The organism is Nocardioides koreensis (genome assembly GCF_039531775.1).
Lineage (GTDB): Bacteria > Actinomycetota > Actinomycetes > Propionibacteriales > Nocardioidaceae > Nocardioides > Nocardioides koreensis.
In genome coordinates, this window is sequence record NZ_BAAAQR010000002.1 from 346,435 (window position 1) to 364,345 (window position 17,911).

Sequence of the window (17,911 nt, forward strand, 5' to 3'; positions counted from 1 at the left end):
CGGCGACCGGGGAACGACCCCGGACAACCTCAGCGCTCGTCCTCGGCGAGGGTGACCTCGATGCCGCCGAGCAGGGCCGCGGCCATGTTGTAGAGGAAGGCTCCGAGCGTCGCGATCGCCGTCAGCAGCACCACGTCGATGATGGCCACCAGCATCGTGAACCCGATGACCCGGGAGGTCCCGAGGTAGTCGGTCACGTCGAAGCCGGCGGAGTCCTGGCCGCCGACCACGTCCTGCACGGTGGTGTTGATCGAGTCCCAGACGCCGGCCGCCCCGAGGACCGACCACACCATCAGCACCGAGACCACCGTGACCACGCCGAACGCGATGGAGAGCAGGAAGGCGGTCTTCATCACCGACCACGGGTCGACCCGGGTCAGCCGCAGCCGCGCGCGGCGCGGAGGGCGGCCCCCGACGGCCGCCTTCTTGGCCGCCTTCTGCGACTCGGGGTTCGCGTTGGCGCGGTGCTCGTCGGTGGCCTTGGTCAGCTTGGCCGAGATCCGCTCACCGAGCGGGGCCCGGACCGCCGTCTCCTGCGTGCGGTCCGGGGTGGTGCGGGTGGAGGTTCGCTCGACGGGGCGTTCCGTCATCAGTCCTCACTCTCCCCTGTCAGGTCGGGGGCAGTCGTCTCGGAGCCGGGGCTGTCGGCATCCGTCGTCTCGGAGGCAGACCCGTCGATTGTTGCATCCGCGTCCACACTCGGCGATTCGGCGACCTCCTCGGCCGCCTCCTCGGCCGCCTCCTCCTCGTCGCGGGCCTCGACCGAGCGGGCCACCACTGCGACCGCGTCACCGGACTTGGGGGTCACGAACTTCACGCCCATCGTGGAGCGTCCGGTCGCCCGGAAGTGCTCGTTGATCGGGCTGCGGACCACCTGGCCGGCCTGGGTGATCGAGAGCACCTCGTCGCCCTCCTCGACGATGAAGGCACCGACCAGGCCGCCACGGTCCTGGTTGGCCAGCGACATCGCCTTGATCCCGAGTCCGCCCCGCGACTGCAGGCGGTACTCCGAGATCCGGGTCCGCTTGGCGTAGCCACCGTCGGTGATCGTGAAGACGTACTGCTCCTTGACGTCGGGCAGGTCGCCGGGCGCGATGTCCTCGGGCGACTCGCCGTCCTGGATCAGGCGCGCCGCCGCGGCCTCCTCGGCCGCGACCTGGGCGGCCCGGATCACCGACATCGACAGCAGCGAGTCGCCGTCACGGAACTTCATGCCCGAGACGCCGGAGGTGGCGCGACCCATCGGCCGCAGCTGGCTGTCGTCGGCCTTGAAGCGGATCGCCTGGCCCTTGCGCGAGACCAGCAGGATGTCGTCCTCGGCGTTGACCAGCTCGGCCCCGATCAGCTCGTCGTCGTCCTCACGGAAGTTGATCGCGATGACGCCGGCCTGGCGGGGGCTGTTGTAGTCGCCGAGCCGGGTCTTCTTGACCAGGCCGTTGCGGGTGGCGAGCACGAGGTACGGCGCCTGCTCGTAGTCGCGGATCGCCAGCACCTGCGCGATGTTCTCGTCGGGCTGGAAGCTGAGCAGCCCGGCCACGTGGCCGCCCTTCGCGTCGCGGGACGCCTCGGGCAGGTTGTAGGCCTTGGTGCGGTAGACCCGGCCGGCCGTGGTGAAGAACAGCAGCCAGTGGTGGTTGGTCGTGGAGATGAAGTGCTCGACGACGTCGTCCCCGCGCAGCGAGGCGCCGCGGACGCCCTTGCCGCCCCGCTTCTGGGTGCGGTACTGGTCGGCGCGGGTCCGCTTGGCGTAGCCGCCGCGGGTGATCGACACGACGAGGTCCTCGTCGGGGATCAGGTCCTCCATGGACAGGTCGCCGTCGGCCGCGATGATCTGGGTACGCCGGTCGTCGCCGTACTTCTCGACGATCGCGGCGAGCTCGTCGGCGACGATCCGCCGCTGCCGGGACTCGTTGGCCAGGATGTCCTGCAGGTCCGCGATCTCCAGCTCGATCTCGGCGAGCTGGTCCACGATCTTCTGCCGCTCGAGCGCCGCGAGGCGGCGCAGCTGCATGTCGAGGATCGCGTTGGCCTGGATCTCGTCGATCTCCAGCAGCTCGATCAGGCCGCGGCGGGCGTCGTCGACCTCGGGGGAGCGGCGGATCAGCGCGATGACCTCGTCGAGGGCGTCGAGCGCCTTGACCAGGCCGCGCAGGACGTGGGCGCGGCGCTCGGCCTCGGCGAGCCGGAAGCGGGTCCGGCGCTGGATGACCTCGATCTGGTGGGTGACCCAGTTGCTGATGAACTGGTCGATGGTCAGGGTGCGCGGCACACCGTCGACCAGCGCGAGCATGTTGGCGCTGAAGTTGGTCTGCAGCTCGGTGTGCTTGAGCAGGTTGTTGAGCACCACCCGGGCGACGGCGTCGCGACGGAGCACGACCACGAGACGCTGGCCGGTGCGGCCGGAGGAGTCGTCGCGCACGTCGGAGATGCCCTGGACCTTGCCGGAGTCGGCGAGCTCGGCGATCTTCAGCGCGAGGTTGTCCGGGTTGACCATGTAGGGCAGCTCGGAGATCACCAGGCAGGTGCGGCCCCGGGCGTCCTCGTCGATCTCGATCACCGCACGCTGGGTGACCGAGCCGCGGCCCGTGCGGTAGGCCTGCTCGATGCCCTGGCGGCCCACGATCAGCGCGCCGTTGGGGAAGTCGGGGCCCTTGATCCGCTCGATGAGCGCGTCCTGCAGCTCCTCGCGGGTGGCGTCGGGGTGCTCGAGCGCCCAGGTCGCACCCTCGGCGACCTCGCGCAGGTTGTGCGGCGGGATGTTGGTCGCCATGCCGACCGCGATGCCGGCCGAGCCGTTGACCAGCAGGTTCGGGTAGCGCGACGGGAGCACCGTCGGCTCCTGCGAGCGCCCGTCGTAGTTGGGCTGGAAGTCGACGGTGTCCTGCTCGATGTCGCGGACCATCTCCAGCGCCAGCGGCGCCATCCGGCACTCGGTGTACCGCATCGCGGCCGCGGAGTCGTTGCCGGCGGAGCCGAAGTTGCCCTGCCCGTGGATCAGGGGAGCGCGCATCACCCAGGGCTGCGCGAGGCGCACCAGGGTGTCGTAGATGGCCGAGTCGCCGTGCGGGTGGTACTGACCCATGACGTCACCGACGACGCGCGAGCACTTGGAGAAGCCGCGGTCGGGGCGGTAGCCACCGTCGTACATCGCGTAGAGGACGCGGCGGTGCACCGGCTTGAGGCCGTCGCGCACGTCGGGCAGCGCGCGGCCGACGATGACCGCCATCGCGTAGTCGATGTACGCGCGCTGCATCGAGGTCTGCAGCTCGATCGGCTCGATCCGGCCGCCCGGGTCCTCGGGTCCGCCGGTCCCGCCGGTGCTGTCCGTGGGGGTCTCAGTCACGTCTCTTCGTCTCTCTGGTCGGTTCTACTCGAATCTAGGAATGGGGCTAGAGACCTAGATATCGAGGAATCGCACGTCCTTGGCGTTGCGCTGGATGAAGGAGCGACGCTGCTCGACGTCCTCGCCCATCAGCACCGAGAAGACCTCGTCCGCCTGGGCGGCGTCGTCGAGGGTCACCTGGAGCATCAGCCGCTGCTGGGGGTTCATCGTGGTCTCCCACAGCTCCTCGGCGTTCATCTCACCGAGGCCCTTGTACCGCTGGACCGGGTTCTCCTTGGGGAGCTTCTTGCCCTGCTCGAGCCCGTCGCGGGTGAGCGCGTCGCGCTCGGCGTCGGAGTAGACGAACTCGTGCTCGTGGGGCTTGTTCCAGCGGATCCGGTAGAGCGGCGGCTGCGCCATGTAGACGTGGCCGTGCTCGATGAGCGGCTTCATGAAGCGGAACAGCAGGGTCAGCAGCAGGGTGTTGATGTGGTGGCCGTCGACGTCGGCGTCGGCCATCAGCACGACCTTGTGGTAGCGCAGCTTGTCGAGGCTGAACTCCTCCTGGATGCCGGTGCCGAGGGCGGAGATGATCGCCTGCACCTCCTGGTTGCCCAGGACCTTGTCGATGCGGGCCTTCTCGACGTTGAGGATCTTGCCGCGGATCGGGAGGATCGCCTGGACGCGCGGGTCGCGGCCCTGGCGGGCCGAGCCACCCGCGGAGTCGCCCTCGACGATGAAGACCTCGCACTCGGCGGGGTTGGTCGACTGGCAGTCCGAGAGCTTGCCGGGGAGGCCACCGCCGCCGAGCAGGCCCTTGCGGTTGCGGGCGAGGTCGCGGGCCTTGCGGGCCGCGATCCGGGCCTGGGCCGCGGCCTGCGACTTGCGGATGATGTCGCGGCCCTCGGCGGGGTTCTTCTCGAACCAGTCGCCGAGCTGGTCGTTCATGATCCGCTGCACGAAGCCCTTGGCCTCGGTGTTGCCGAGCTTGGTCTTGGTCTGGCCCTCGAACTGCGGCTCACCCAGCTTGATCGAGATGATCGCGGTGAGACCCTCGCGGATGTCGTCACCCGAGACGCGGTCCTCGGGCTTCTTCATCAGGCCCCACTCGAAGCCCCAGTTGTTCACGAGCCCGGTCAGCGCCGCCCGGAAGCCCTCCTCGTGGGTGCCGCCCTCGTGGGTGTTGATGGTGTTGGCGAAGGTGTGGACCGACTCGGAGAACGTCGTGTTCCACTGCATCGCCACCTCGAGGCTCATGTGGTTCTCGACCGAGTCGGGGGTCTCGGCCTCGAACGAGATCACCGAGGGGTTCGCGATCTGCTTGCGACGGTTGAGGTGCTCGACGTAGTCGACCAGGCCGCGGTCGTACTTGAAGATCCGCTCCAGCCCACCGCTCTCGCCCTTGCGGATCGCGTCGCTGGACTGCTGGTCGACCTCGTCGGCGATGGTCTCGTCCTGCACCGCCTCGAGGACCTCCTCGGCGGCCGGCCGCTCGTCGCGCACCACGATCTCGAGGCCCTTGTTGAGGAAGGCGTACTCGCGGAAACGGTTGGTGATCGTCTCCAGCGAGTACGTCGTGGTCTCGAAGATCTCCGGGCTCGCCCAGTAGGTGACCGTGGTGCCGGTGCGTTCACCCGGCTCCATCGGGCGCACCTGCTCCAGCGGGCCGTCCGGGTCGCCGAGGCTGAAGGACTGGCGCCACAGGTGGCCGCGGTTCTTCACCTCCACGACGAGGTGGGTGGACAGCGCGTTGACGACCGAGACGCCCACGCCGTGCAGGCCACCCGAGACCTTGTACCCGCCGCCACCGAACTTGCCGCCGGCGTGCAGCATGGTCAGCGCCATCGTCACCGCGGGCATCTCCTGCCCGGGCGCGGTGTCGGTCGGGATGCCGCGGCCGTTGTCCTCGACGCGGATCGCGCCGTCGGCCTGCAGGGTCACCACGATCCGGTCGCAGTGACCGGCCAGTGCCTCGTCGACCGCGTTGTCCACGATCTCCCAGATCAGGTGGTGCAGGCCGCGCTCACCGGTCGAGCCGATGTACATGCCCGGACGCTTGCGGACCGCCTCGAGGCCTTCGAGGACCTGGATCGCGGAGGCGTCGTACGACGTGCCGTCAGGGGGTGCGGTGCCCCGGAGTGCCGGCGGGACCTGGGCGTCGGTTGCCGCTACCTCGGTGCTCTCGGTCTCGTTCTCGACGGGGGTCTCGACGTGCTGTTCGTCGGTCACACACACCTCTTCACGAATGGCCGCCCGGCCCCGGGGCGACCCGGTGTCGTGCGGCGATGACACACAGAAGGCCGCCGCAGCTGTGAGCCGGCGACCCGAGGGCCATGATACCGGCCAGAAGCCGTTACGCCACGTACCGACCCTCAGACTGGGGGCAACTGGGGACAAAAAGTGGCCCTGAGCGGGTCGTGAGGGGTCCTCATGGGCCCGTTCAGGGGGTCGGATGGGTCCCCATACATCGGCGGGGCTCCCAGATCGTCTCGTGGAGCCGCCCCGGGGCCCGGTGTCCGGGGGTCCGGTTTCATGTGAAACCGAGGCGGCTGGTCAGCCGTAGGTGTCGCGCGGGCCCCGCCCGTCGCGGGCCGAGCGCGGCCCCTTCTTCCACGACGGCAGGTGCGGGCCGAGCACGTCGATGACCACGACGGTCCCGTGGCCGAGCTCCTCGTTGAGCCGGCGCACGACGGTCGGGGCGAGCAGCCGCAGCTGGGTGGCCCAGGCGGTCGAGTCGGTGCGGACCACGAGCTTGCCGTCGGCGAACGACTCCGGCGTGCAGTGCTGCGCCACCTCCGCACCGACCAGCTCCTGCCAGCGGCCGAACACCCCGTGCACCCGCAGGTCCAGGCCCCACCCGTGGTCGTTGACCAGCCGGCTCACGACGCTGTCGAGCAGCTGCGGGTCGCGGTCGTCGGGGTGCGCCCCGGAGACCCGGGAGGTCCCCGGTCCCCTGGGCTTCTTTCCCCGGGTGCCGCGGCGGGCCGGGGCTCCGCCGGCCCGGGCGGTGGCCCGGGTCAGCGCCCGCGCGAGGTCGAGCCCGTCGTCGTGGTGGTCGTCCATCGCCGGGGCGGCCTCGTCGGTCGCCCCGTCGACGAGCTCCGCGTCCGGCTGGACGTTCCCGTCCGCGGCCCCCTCCGCAGCGGGCTCGGGCACGCCCTCGTCACCGGTCATCGTCGGCCCTGCGGACCTCGCCGTTCGCGACGACGTACCGGGTGCCGGCGAGCGCCTGCGGCACGTCGGCGCCCACCGCGGCGGTGACCAGCACCTGCTCGGCGCCGGCCACCAGGTCCGCGAGCTGGGCACGGCGCTCGGTGTCGAGCTCGGCGAAGACGTCGTCGAGGATCAGGATCGGGTCGTCGCCGTCGGCGCGCAGCAGGTCGTACGACGCCAGCCGCAGCGCGAGCGCGAACGACCAGGACTCGCCGTGCGACGCGTAGCCCTTGACCGGGAGCCGGGCCCCGCCCGACTCGTCCGGACCGTGGCCGAGCGTCAGCAGCAGGTCGTCGCGGTGCGGGCCGACCAGGGAGACGCCCCGGTCCAGCTCGTCGTTGCGGCGGCGCTCGACCTCGGCCAGCAGGGCGTCGGTCAGGACGGTCCGGTCGGCGGCCGGACCGTCGCCGGCGGGCAGCTCGAAGGACGGCCGGTAGGTGATCTCGGCGTCGTCACGCGAGGCGCCGCGGGCGACGGTCTCGTAGGCCTTGCCGACGTAGGGTCGCAGCGCCTCGGTCAGGGCGAGGCGCTCGGCGAGGAGCTCCGCGCCGGTGCGCGCCAGGTGCGCGTCCCAGACCCCGAGGGTGGCGAGCGCCGACTCCTGCGAGGAGCTGCCGCGGCGGGCGGCGCCCGCGGTCTTGAGCAGGGAGTTGCGCTGGCGGAGCACCCGGTCGTAGTCCGCCCGCACCCCGGCCAGCCGGGGGGTCCGCAGCACCAGCAGGTCGTCGAGGAACCTGCGCCGGTCCGACGGGTCGCCCTTGACCAGGGTCAGGTCCTCGGGGGAGAAGACCACCGTGCGCACCAGCCCGACCAGCTCACGGGTGCGGGGGAGCGGGGACTTGTTGATCCGGGCCCGGTTGGCGCGACCCGGGTTGAGCTCCACCTCGAGCACCGCGGTGCGCCCGTCCTTGACCACCGCCGCCCGGACCACGGCCTGGTCGGCTCCGGCCCGCACCAGCGGCGCGTCCGTGGCGACCCGGTGCGACGAGAGCCGGGAGAGGTAGTCGATCGCCTCCACCAGGTTGGTCTTGCCCTGCCCGTTGCGGCCGATGAACGCCGTGACGCCCGGCTCGAGCCGGACGTCGGCGGCGGCGTAGGAGCGGAAGTCGTGCAGGACGAGGTGGGAGACGTACAAGGGTGCCCCTAGTCACCCGGGGACGCGTCGGTGCCGGCGTCGCCGCCGGGGGGCGGGGCGGTCCGGGTGGCGTGCCCGCCGAACTGGTTGCGCATGGCCGCGATCGCCTTCATCGCGGGGCTCTCGTCCTGGCGGGAGGCGAACCGTGCGAACAGCGACGCGGTGATCACGTTGAGCGGCACCGCGTTGTCGATGGCGGCCTCGACGGTCCAGCGTCCCTCGCCGGAGTCCTCGGCGTACCCGGCCAGCTTGTCGAGGTGGGTGTCCTCCTGCAGCGCCGCGACCAGGAGGTCGAGCAGCCACGAGCGGATCACGGTGCCCTCGCGCCAGGAGTCGAAGACGTCGACGACGTTCTCGACGAGGTCGACCTTCTCGAGGAGCTCGAAACCCTCGGCGTAGGCCTGCATGATGGCGTACTCGATGCCGTTGTGGACCATCTTGGCGAAGTGCCCGGCGCCCGGCGCCTTGCCGGCGTGGACGAACCCGGAGTCGCCCTCGGGCTTGAGCGCGTCGAAGGCGGGCTGCACCTTGGCGACGTCCGCGTCGGAGCCGCCGCACATCAGGGCGTAGCCGTTCTCCAGGCCCCAGACCCCGCCCGAGACGCCGCAGTCGACGAAGCCGACGCCCTGCTGCGCCAACAGCTCGGCGTTCGCCTGGTCGTCGGTCCAGCGGGAGTTGCCGCCGTCGACGACGAGATCGCCCTCGCTGAGGAGGTCGGCCAGGGTGCGCACCGTCTCGCGGGTCGGGTCCCCGGAGGGGACCATCACCCAGACCACCCGGGGGGACGGGAGCTTCTCGACCATCTCCTCGAGGCCAGCGACGTCCGAGACGTCGGGGTTGCGGTCGTAGCCGACGACCGTGTGGCCCGCCTCGCGCAGGCGGGTCCGCATGTTGCCGCCCATCTTTCCGAGCCCGACAAGTCCAAGTTCCATGCGAAGAGCCTAAGGGTCGATGGCGAGCGGCGTTCGGCGCCCGTCCGGCAAGGCCGAGGAGCAAGGGCGGCCGGGGTTTGGCCGTTGAGCGACGAAAGCCAGGCGGGATGCCGGGCGTCGCTCAGGAGAGCAGGCGGCGCGGCATCAGCAGATAGCGGAACGGCGACGCCTCGGCGTCGCCCTCCACCGAGCCGCTGATCACCACGGGCTTGGAGGCCTGGGTGAAGGCCAGCTCGACCACAGGCTGGTCGATCGCGCCGAGGCCGTCGAGCAGGAACTGCGGGTTGAAGCCGGTCGTGATGTCCTCGCCGTCGATGGTCGCCTCGATCGACTCCGAGGCCTGGGCCTCGTCACCGGAACCGGCGTCCAGGGTGAGCACGCCGTCGCTGAACGCGAGCTGGACGGCCGTGTTGCGCTCCGCCACCAGGGCGACGCGCTTGACCGACTCGATCAGGGCCGCCTTGTCGACCTTGGCGATGGTCTGGTGCTCGTGCGGGAAGAGGCTGCGGACCTTCGGGAACTCGCCGTCGAGCAGGCGGGTGGTCGTACGGCGTACGCCGCCGGGCGCCGCGCCCTCGAAGCCGATGATGCCCTCGCCGGTGCCGGAGGCGGCCAGCGCGACCGTGACCTCGCTGCCAGCGGTCAGCGACTTGGCCGTGTCGCCGAGCACCTTGGCCGGCACCAGCGCGGCCATCGACTCGTCGGGGGTTCGGGGGTCCCAGCCGAGCTCGCGGTGGGACAGCCGGAACCGGTCGGTCGCGAGCAGCGAGATCGAGGAGCCCTCGATCTCGATCCGGACACCGGTGAGCACCGGCAGCATGTCGTCGCGACCGGCGGCGGTCACGGCCTGGGCGACGGCGTGCGCGAAGTGGTCGCTCTGCACGGTGCCGGTCGCCGCCGGCATCTCGGGCAGGGTCGGGTAGTCGTCGACCGGCATGGTCTGCAGGCTGAACCTGGCCGAACCGCAGGTGAGCGAGACGCGGGCGCCATCGAGCACCATCTCGACGGGCTTGTTCGGCAGGCTGCGGCAGATGTCGGCGAGCAGCCGTCCGCTGACCAGGGCCCGGCCCTCGTCGCTGACCTCGGCCTTGAGCGTCGCCCGCGCCGAGGTCTCGTAGTCGAAGGTGGAGAGGACGAGCCCCTCGTCGCTCGCATCGATGAGGAGCCCGGCCAGCACCGGGACGCTCGGACGGACCGGGAGGCTGCGGGCAGCCCAGGCAACGGCATCAGCGAGCACGTCGCGATCGACGCGGAACTTCACGGTGTGTGGTCCTTCGGTCGGTGAATCACAACGAGGTGTTGTGGGGGCCAGGTCTGGGAGGTGAATCCTGCCATGCGCGCGCTGGTCGCGGGAGGTTCGGTGTGGTTTGCCCCGTTTGTCGCGGGTGCCGGCCGGGGGCTCGTGAACGAGTTGTCCCCAGGTCGGGGCCCGGATGGATGTTCACCGAGGATCGATCTGTGTGGAGGTAGGTGGGAGTCACAGCATCCGTGGAAACTGTGGATGACCGCCGTTGCTGCAGGTCAGCGGCGGAATTTCCGTGCACAGGGGTTGTGGAGCGGGGGTGGTGCGAATGACAGGTGGGTGTGCATTCGGCATCGGCCGCCGGATCGTCCCCCTCAGTTGTCCACAGGCCCTCCCGTGGTCGGTGGTCCGGGCCCACATTTCCTCCACAGGGCGTCGGAGCTCGGTGTGGCGCCCTCGGCGGGGCGAAAATGGCTCGTCAGAAAGCGAAATGAGAGCGACGCCCGGCGTCGTGCCGGGCGTCGCGGGTCGTGCGGGCCCCTCAGAACGGTTTCTGGAGAGCCATTTCGGGCCTTCGGGCGGGGTCAGGACTGGCGGGCCTGCAGCTTCACGCGGTTGGTGAGCTCGCTGACCTGGTTGAAGACGGCACGGCGCTCGGCGAGCAGCTGGTTGATCTTGCGGTCGGCGTACATCACGGTCGTGTGGTCGCGGTTGCCGAACTGGGCGCCGATCTTCGGCAGCGAGAGGTCGGTCAGCTCGCGGCACAGGTACATCGCGATCTGGCGCGCCATCACCAGGTGCCGGCCCCGGGACGGGCCGGTCAGCTCCTCGATCGAGAGCCCGAAGTAGGCAGCGGTCTGGGCGATGATCAGCGCCGCGGTGATCTCCGGTTCGCCGCCCTCGGGGATCAGGTCCTTGAGCACGATCTCGGCCAGGGTCATGTCGACCTCCTGGCGGTTGAGGTTCGCGAACGCCGTGACCCGGATCAGCGCGCCCTCGAGCTCGCGGATGTTCGTCTGGATCTTGGAGGCGATGAACTCGAGCACGTCCGGCGGGGCGGTGAGCCGGTCCATCGCGGCCTTCTTGCGCAGGATCGCGATCCGCGTCTCGAGGTCCGGCGGCTGGACGTCGGTGATCAGGCCCCACTCGAACCGGTTGCGCAGCCGGTCCTCGAGCGCCTCGAGCCGCTTGGGTGCCCGGTCGGAGGTCAGCACGATCTGCTTGTTGGCGTTGTGGAGCGTGTTGAAGGTGTGGAAGAACTCCTCCTGGGTCTGGGTCTTCCCCTCCAGGAACTGGATGTCGTCGATGAGGAGCACGTCGACGTCGCGGTACCTGCGCTTGAACCGGTCCTGCCGGTCGTCGCGGATCGCGTTGATGAACTCGTTGGTGAACTCCTCGCTCGACACGTAGCGCACCTTCGCCCCGCTGTAGAGGCTGCGGACGTAGTGGCCGATGGCGTGCAGCAGGTGCGTCTTGCCCAGGCCGGAGTCGCCGTAGACGAGCAGCGGGTTGTAGGCCTTGCCCGGCGCCTCGGCCACCGCGACCGCGGCGGCGTGCGGGAACCGGTTGGACGAGCCGATGACGAACGTCTCGAAGGTGTACTTCGGGTTGAGCCGGGTCTCGAGGGCGGTCGGCTTCGGCAGCGACTCCACCGGCTCGACGACCGATCGCGGGGAGGGCACCTGCTGCTCCGACCCGGAAATTGTCGACATGTCGTCATGGCGACTTGTCGAGGTGTCGACTGGCGTGGGACCGGGGTCGGCCATCGCCTGCTCGTCGAGCTGGGGGTTGACCGTCACCGCGATCCGGATCTCGCGCCCGAAGGCGACGGTCAGCGCGTCCTCGAGCTGGCCGCGGAGCCGGCCCTCGAGCTGGGTGCGGGTGAAGTCGTTGGGGACGGCGATGATCGCCGTGCTCTCGTGCAGCGTCACCGGCTCACTGGCGCGCAACCAGGCGCGCTGGTTGGGCTGCAGGTCGTTGACGACGCCCCGCCAGGCAACATTGAGGTCCGAGGTGCTCTGCTCCACGGGGTTCCCGCCTCGCTTCCGGTGGTCGTGCGCTCGTCTCGCGCCCATGCTCGCTGTCGTCGTGGTCCAGCCGCAGCGGAACCGACGCATCGGCGTGAGGCCGCATCTGTCTCCACAACTTTGTCCACAGGTTGTGAACCCGACCCTTCATCTGTGGAGAGGGTCGGCCCGAGACGCACCGTGGCGGCCAATGGATCGGTGTTTCCGCAGGTCAGGGGGCGAAAGCCGAGAAAGTGGCGGACGTCACACAGCCTGTTGATCCACAGCAGCCCGGGGGTGTGGGGGAACCTCGGAGAGCCTGAACGTAACAAGCCGCGGCAGCGTGGAGCAAGACGTCATCCACAGGGGTGGAAACAGGGCTCCGGCGCCGGTTTGACCCTGTTGAACGCCAGCGCGTACCGTTGGCCGGTCACCCGGTGTCGACGGGTGCCGCATGTCCATGCAGCTGTGCGCTCGTGGGTGGGCGGTGCCAGCCGAAAGGCGCTGCGGAACCCTGTGTTCCGAGGCACTGCCGATCCGCCGGCGTGGCTGCCCTGTCACACCATGGAGAGAAGCTCGTGAGCAAGCGTACGTACCAGCCGAACAACCGCCGCCGTCACAAGGTGCACGGGTTCCGCCTGCGCATGCGCACCCGCGCCGGTCGCGCCATCCTGTCCTCGCGTCGTCGCAAGGGCCGCAAGAGCCTGGCCGTCTGAGGGCGCTGCCCTCAGTCTGCTGGCCGTCCTCCGTGCTCAGCGCCCCCCATCGGCTGCGTGACTCCGAGTCCTTTCGGATCGCGGTCCGTCGGGGGCGCCGGGCCGGTTCGCGGACCCTCGTGGTCCACCTGCTCGACCCCGGACCCGAGGTCCGGGGTGACCGGCCGGTGGTGCCCGCCGCTCGGGTGGGGTTCGTGGTCAGCAAGTCGGTGGGCAACGCCGCGACCCGTAACCGCGTGAAGCGCCGTCTTCGACACTTGGCCCGGGAGCACGTCTCGTCGCTCCCGGGCTCTGCTGTGCTCGTGGTCAGGGCACTGCCCGAGTCTGCGTCCTCCTCCTACGAGGAACTCGCCGCCGACCTCGAGCGTTGCCTGGGTCGGGTGGTGGTCGCATGAAGTACGTCCTCATCGGCCTGCTGCGCGCCTATCGCGCGCTGATCAGCCCGCTCTACGGCCAGGTCTGCCGCTACCACCCGTCCTGCTCGGCGTACGCGCTGGAGGCGGTGCGTGAGCACGGCAGCCTGCGCGGCAGCTGGCTGTCGGTACGCCGGCTGGGTCGCTGCCACCCGTGGGCGGCCGGCGGCTACGACCCCGTGCCGGCCAAGCAGAGTCCTCCCCGCACCAACGCGGGCAACTCCCCCATACAAGGAGCCTGAAACTCGTGGGAATCTTCGGCGACATCGGCCACTTCATCATGACGCCGCTGTACTACGCCATCTCCGTGGTGCTGGTCGGTTTCCACAAGGCGTTCATCGCGATCGGGCTGTCCCCCGCGGGCGGCGCCGGCTGGGCGCTGTCGATCATCGGTCTGACCCTGGTGATCCGGGCGGCGCTGATCCCGCTGTTCGTCAAGCAGATCAAGTCCAGCCGGAACATGCAGCTGATCCAGCCCAAGGTCAAGGAGCTGCAGAAGAAGTACGGCCACGACCGGGAGAAGCTCGCCCAGGAGACGATGAAGCTGTACAAGGAGACGGGCACCAACCCGTTCGCCTCGTGCCTGCCGATCCTCCTGCAGATGCCGATCTTCCTCGCGCTGTTCCGGCTGCTCGACCACGCGGCCAAGAACGGGTCTGGCAACGGTGTGCTGACCGACAGCATGGCCGAGCAGTTCGGCAACGCCCAGCTCTTCGGCGTCGTGCCCATCTCCGACACCTTCCTGAACGCCAACGGGCACCTCAGCGTGCAGATCGTGGCGGCGATCCTGGTCGTCGCGATGACGGCGACGACGTTCACCACGCAGCGTCAGCTGATGAGCAAGAACATGCCGTCCGATGCGCTCAGCGGCCCCTACGCCCAGCAGCAGAAGATGCTGCTCTACGTCCTGCCCGTCGTCTTCGCGGTCGGCGGCATCGCGTTCCCGATCGGTGTGCTCCTGTACTGGACCACCTCGAACCTGTGGACGATGGGCCAGCAGTTCTACGTCATCCGCAACAACCCCGCGCCGGGCACGCCGGCCGCCAAGGCGAAGGCCGATCGCGACGCGCACAAGGCCGCCAAGCACGGCCACCCGGCGGCGGCCGCGACCACCGAGGTGGTCGAGCCCGAGGTCGACCGGCGCCCGCAGCAGCGGCAGCAGCCGAAGCGACAGTCCCGAGAGCAGCGCAAGAAGTCCGGCGGAGCCCGCCCCACGGACAAGACCACCCCTGAGGGAGACCAGCAGTGAGCGAGAGCGGCACCGAGACCACCACCCAGCCCGACGCCGAGGTCACCCCGGAGACCGAGGCCCCCGCGGCCGGCTCCTCCGAGCGGGTGCGCCAGCTCGAGCAGGAGGGCGACATCGCGGCGGACTACCTCGAGGAGCTCCTCGACATCGCCGATCTCGACGGCGACCTGGACATGGACGTGGAGGGCGACCGCGCGGCCGTCTCCATCGTGGGCGCCGACCTGAGCCAGCTGGTCGGGCGCGACGGTGAGGTCCTCGACGCCCTGCAGGAGCTCACCCGCCTCGCGGTGTACCGCGAGACCGGGGAACGCTCGCGGCTGATGCTCGACATCTCTGGGTACCGCGCCCAGAAGCGCGAGGAGCTGGTGGCGCTGGCCGAGTCGACGATCGCCCGGGTGCGCGAGGCCGGCGAGCCCGTGTCGCTGGACCCGATGACGCCCTTCGAGCGCAAGGTCGTCCACGACGCCGTCGCAGCGGCCGGGCTCTCCTCGGAGTCCGAGGGCGTGGAGCCGCGCCGTCACGTGGTGGTCCTGCCGAGCTGATCGATGGACGACGTTTCACGTGAAACCACACCCTCCGCGCCGGCCGTGGCGCGGAGGGTGTTTCCTTCTGCGCGGCTGCCGCTGGCCGAGCGGTACGCCGAGCTCCTCGCCACTGACGGCGTGGTCCGCGGCCTGATCGGCCCCCGCGAGGCGCCGCGGCTGTGGGACAGGCACCTGGTCAACTGCGCCCTCCTCGGTGACCTGGTCCCGGAGGGCTCCACGGTCTGCGACATCGGCTCCGGTGCGGGTCTGCCCGGGCTGGTCCTGGCCATCGCGCGGGCGGACCTGAGGATCACGCTGGTGGAACCGCTGTTGCGGCGCACCACCTTCCTCGAGGAGGCGGTGGCCGACCTCGGCCTGGACAACGTCGAGGTGGTGCGCGGCCGCGCGGAGGCGCTGCACGGTCACCGCACGTTCGCGGTCGTGACCTCCCGGGCCGTCGCGCCGCTGGACCGGCTGCTCGGCTGGTCGATGCCACTCGTCGACCCCACCGGGACCCTGGTGGCGATGAAGGGATCGTCGGTCCACGAGGAGATCGCCGCGGCACGGCCGGTGCTCGAGCGGTGGGGGTGCGCCGACCCCGAGGTACGAATCCTGGGGGACGGAGTCGTCGACCCGCCCACGTATGCCCTCCGGGTGGCCTGGGCGGATCCGGCGCAGGTATCTTTGCCGCTTGCCGAGGATCGAGGTACCCCGCGTGGTTCCGCATCGGCTCGCAAGCGTGGATCTCGGGGCCGCCGTTCCCGGGGCCACGGCAATCACGGGAGGCGTGAGTCGTGACGGAGCAGTCGTCGCCGGCGGATGCGCGTGCCGCCCTGGGGTGGCCCACGGACGGTCCAGCAACGTTATCCACCGGTCTGGGGTGGCCCGCGGAGCGTAGTTCTCCACAGGATGAGCCCAGTCATCCACAGGAACTGACGGAAGAGGATGACGTGGTTTCACGTGAAACACCGACGCCCAAGGCGTTCACAGTGCGCACCGCCGCCGATCTCGCGCTCGCCGATTCGGAGTTCGCCGACGACGCGACGCCGCTGGCGCGAGCCGCCGAACACATCGTGCTCGCCCGGCACGGTGCCCGGATGCGCCCGTCGCTCCCGCGGCCGGAGAGCACCCGGGTCTTCGTCGTCGCGAACCAGAAGGGCGGGGTCGGCAAGACCACGTCGACCGTCAACGTGGCCGCGGCCCTGGCGCAGCTGGGGCAGCGGATCCTGGTGATCGACCTCGACCCGCAGGGGAACGCCTCCACGGCCCTGGGCGTCGAGCACCACCGCGGCGTCGCCTCGACGTACGACGCACTCGTGGACGGGGTCCCGCTCGTGGAGGTCGTCAGCACCTGCCCCGAGGTGGAGAACCTCGACGTGGTGCCCGCGACCATCGACCTCGCCGGCGCCGAGATCGAGCTGGTGAGCGTGGTGGCCCGCGAGAGCCGGCTGCACAAGGCGATCCAGGGCCACCCGAAGGTCGGCAGCGCCACCGAGGCCGGCGAGGACCGCTACGACTACGTCTTCATCGACTGCCCGCCGTCCCTGGGCCTGCTCACCCTGAACGCCCTGGTGGCCGGCGCCGAGATGATGATCCCGATCCAGGCGGAGTACTACGCGCTCGAGGGACTCGGGCAGCTCCTCGAGACCGTCGAGATGGTCAAGGCGCACCTCAACCCGCGCCTGAACGTCTCCACGATCCTGCTGACGATGTACGACGCGCGCACCCGGCTCGCCGCCGGCGTCGCCGACGAGGTGCGCGACCACTTCGGCGACCAGGTCATCAAGACGGCGATCCCGCGCTCGGTGCGGGTCTCGGAGGCACCCTCGTACGGCCAGACGGTGATGACCTACGATCCCGGCTCGCCGGGTGCGTTGTGCTACCTCGAAGCCGCCCGCGAACTCGCGACCAAGGGAGCCCCACGATGAACGCCAGCCGGCCGCAGCAGAGACGAGGACTCGGACGAGGCCTGGGATCGCTGATCCCCACCGCTCCCGCGACGCCGGTTGCCGCCCCGGACGGGGCAGCCGACGGCGCCGTGGCCGAGGGTGGCGCCACCACGGGGACGATGTCGACGGCGCAGGACGGCGAGCGCGGCGCCCCGGTCGACGGGCAGCCCGCGGAGCAGATAGTGCCGGAGTCCGGCCTCGCGCCGGTGGCCGGCGCCTACTTCGCCGAGGTGCCGCTGGACCAGATCACGCCCAACCGGGTGCAGCCCCGTCAGGTCTTCGACGAGGACGCGATGGCCGAGCTCGTGCACTCGATCCGTGAGGTCGGACTGCTGCAGCCGGTCGTCGTGCGCCGGACCGGGGTCGAGGCCTACGAGCTGGTCATGGGTGAGCGCCGCTGGCGCGCCTCCCAGGAGGCCGGCCTGGAGACCATCCCGGCGATCGTCCGGGAGACCGAGGACAACGACATGCTCCGGGACGCGCTCCTGGAGAACCTCCACCGCTCGCAGCTCAACCCGCTCGAGGAGGCGGCGGCCTACCAGCAGATGCTGGAGGACTTCGGCTGCACGCATGACGAGCTGGCGTCCAGGATCGGGCGTTCGCGTCCCCAGATCAGCAACACGCTCCGGTTGCTCCGACTGACGCCGGCCGTCCAGCGCCGGGTGGCCGCGGGGGTGCTCTCGGCCGGCCACGCGCGGGCGCTGCTGGGCGTCGAGGACCCCGACCTCCAGGACCGGCTCGCCCAGCGGGTCGTGGCCGAGGGCATCAGCGTCCGAGGACTCGAGGAGATCGTGGCGGTCGGTGGTCCGGACACCCCCGGCCCCCGGGCGACGCGGCGCAAGCCCACGGCCCCCGGGCTCACCGACCTGGCGGACCGCCTGGCCGACCGGTTCGAGACCCGGGTGAAGGTGGACCTCGGTCGTACCAAGGGCAAGATCACCGTGGAGTTCGCCTCGCTCGACGACCTGCAGCGCATCGTCGACGTCATGGACCCGCGCAACCGCAACGACAGGCCGATCTAGCGACTAGGAGACTTGTCGCTTTGTCGACATAGATACAAGTCGTTCACGTCAGGCTCTGGCCTGGCCCCGCGTGGCCCCGCGTGGCCAGGCGCTGCCGGACGAGCGCGGCGGGTGGTCGGACGGATGGCCGGATGGCCGGATGGCCGGATCGGCCGATGTTGCACGTGAAACCAACGCCCAGCCCGGG

Annotated in this window: 16 protein-coding genes; 8 read left to right on the forward strand and 8 right to left on the reverse strand. The window is 70.4% G+C overall.

Annotated elements, in window-relative coordinates; genetic code table 11:
- Positions 1 to 29: 29 nt before the first annotated feature.
- The 8 genes from ABD268_RS05780 to dnaA form a co-directional block, all read right to left on the reverse strand.
- Positions 30 to 590, reverse strand: a complete 561-nt coding sequence (locus ABD268_RS05780; protein WP_344148939.1) for a DUF3566 domain-containing protein — start codon at positions 588 to 590, stop codon at positions 30 to 32.
- Complete coding sequence (gyrA, locus tag ABD268_RS05785) at positions 590 to 3,343, reverse strand: DNA gyrase subunit A (protein ID WP_344148942.1); 2,754 nt, start codon at positions 3,341 to 3,343, stop codon at positions 590 to 592. Before gyrA ends, ABD268_RS05780 begins: the two co-directional genes overlap by 1 nt.
- 54 nt (positions 3,344 to 3,397) lie before the next feature.
- Positions 3,398 to 5,551, reverse strand: a complete 2,154-nt coding sequence (gene gyrB / locus ABD268_RS05790) for a DNA topoisomerase (ATP-hydrolyzing) subunit B (RefSeq protein WP_344148945.1) — start codon at positions 5,549 to 5,551, stop codon at positions 3,398 to 3,400.
- A gap of 324 nt (positions 5,552 to 5,875) precedes the next feature.
- Positions 5,876 to 6,496: a DciA family protein gene (locus tag ABD268_RS05795; protein ID WP_425573680.1), complete on the reverse strand. Its 621-nt coding sequence runs from the start codon at positions 6,494 to 6,496 to the stop codon at positions 5,876 to 5,878.
- Positions 6,486 to 7,670, reverse strand: a complete 1,185-nt coding sequence (recF, locus tag ABD268_RS05800) for a DNA replication/repair protein RecF (protein ID WP_344148948.1) — start codon at positions 7,668 to 7,670, stop codon at positions 6,486 to 6,488. The genes ABD268_RS05795 and recF overlap by 11 nt, the downstream gene beginning before the upstream one ends.
- Before the next feature lie 8 nt (positions 7,671 to 7,678).
- Complete coding sequence (gene gnd, locus ABD268_RS05805; RefSeq protein WP_344148951.1) at positions 7,679 to 8,602, reverse strand: phosphogluconate dehydrogenase (NAD(+)-dependent, decarboxylating); 924 nt, start codon at positions 8,600 to 8,602, stop codon at positions 7,679 to 7,681.
- Positions 8,603 to 8,723: 121 nt separating this feature from the next.
- Positions 8,724 to 9,863, reverse strand: coding sequence for a DNA polymerase III subunit beta (gene dnaN / locus ABD268_RS05810; RefSeq protein ID WP_344148954.1), 1,140 nt, complete (start codon positions 9,861 to 9,863; stop codon positions 8,724 to 8,726).
- 566 nt (positions 9,864 to 10,429) lie between these two features.
- A complete protein-coding gene (gene dnaA, locus ABD268_RS05815; RefSeq protein WP_344148957.1) occupies positions 10,430 to 11,920 on the reverse strand; it encodes a chromosomal replication initiator protein DnaA in 1,491 nt (496 codons plus the stop codon).
- A gap of 509 nt (positions 11,921 to 12,429) precedes the next feature.
- Between dnaA and rpmH the strand changes: the two genes are divergently transcribed.
- The 8 genes from rpmH to ABD268_RS05855 all read left to right on the forward strand — a co-directional run bounded on the left by rpmH (position 12,430) and on the right by ABD268_RS05855 (position 17,724).
- Positions 12,430 to 12,567, forward strand: a complete 138-nt coding sequence (gene rpmH / locus ABD268_RS05820; RefSeq protein WP_011758123.1) for a 50S ribosomal protein L34 — start codon at positions 12,430 to 12,432, stop codon at positions 12,565 to 12,567.
- Positions 12,568 to 12,599: 32 nt separating this feature from the next.
- Entirely contained in the window at positions 12,600 to 12,962 is a 363-nt protein-coding gene (gene rnpA / locus ABD268_RS05825; RefSeq protein ID WP_344148960.1) for a ribonuclease P protein component, read from the forward strand.
- Complete coding sequence (gene yidD / locus ABD268_RS05830; protein WP_344148962.1) at positions 12,959 to 13,222, forward strand: membrane protein insertion efficiency factor YidD; 264 nt, start codon at positions 12,959 to 12,961, stop codon at positions 13,220 to 13,222. The genes rnpA and yidD overlap by 4 nt, the downstream gene beginning before the upstream one ends.
- Before the next feature lie 38 nt (positions 13,223 to 13,260).
- Positions 13,261 to 14,229, forward strand: coding sequence for a membrane protein insertase YidC (yidC, locus tag ABD268_RS05835; protein WP_425573684.1), 969 nt, complete (start codon positions 13,261 to 13,263; stop codon positions 14,227 to 14,229).
- Positions 14,230 to 14,315: 86 nt separating this feature from the next.
- The gene (locus ABD268_RS05840) at positions 14,316 to 14,771 is read left to right on the forward strand and encodes a Jag family protein (protein WP_344149196.1); all 456 of its coding nucleotides are present in this window, start codon (positions 14,316 to 14,318) and stop codon (positions 14,769 to 14,771) included.
- Positions 14,772 to 14,828: 57 nt separating this feature from the next.
- Positions 14,829 to 15,551: a 16S rRNA (guanine(527)-N(7))-methyltransferase RsmG gene (gene rsmG / locus ABD268_RS05845; protein WP_344148968.1), complete on the forward strand. Its 723-nt coding sequence runs from the start codon at positions 14,829 to 14,831 to the stop codon at positions 15,549 to 15,551.
- 191 nt (positions 15,552 to 15,742) lie between these two features.
- Positions 15,743 to 16,681 carry a ParA family protein gene (locus ABD268_RS05850; protein WP_344148971.1) on the forward strand — a complete coding sequence of 313 codons (939 nt, stop codon included), beginning with the start codon at positions 15,743 to 15,745 and terminating at the stop codon, positions 16,679 to 16,681.
- A complete protein-coding gene (locus ABD268_RS05855; protein ID WP_344148974.1) occupies positions 16,678 to 17,724 on the forward strand; it encodes a ParB/RepB/Spo0J family partition protein in 1,047 nt (348 codons plus the stop codon). The genes ABD268_RS05850 and ABD268_RS05855 overlap by 4 nt, the downstream gene beginning before the upstream one ends.
- Positions 17,725 to 17,911: the final 187 nt, after the last annotated feature.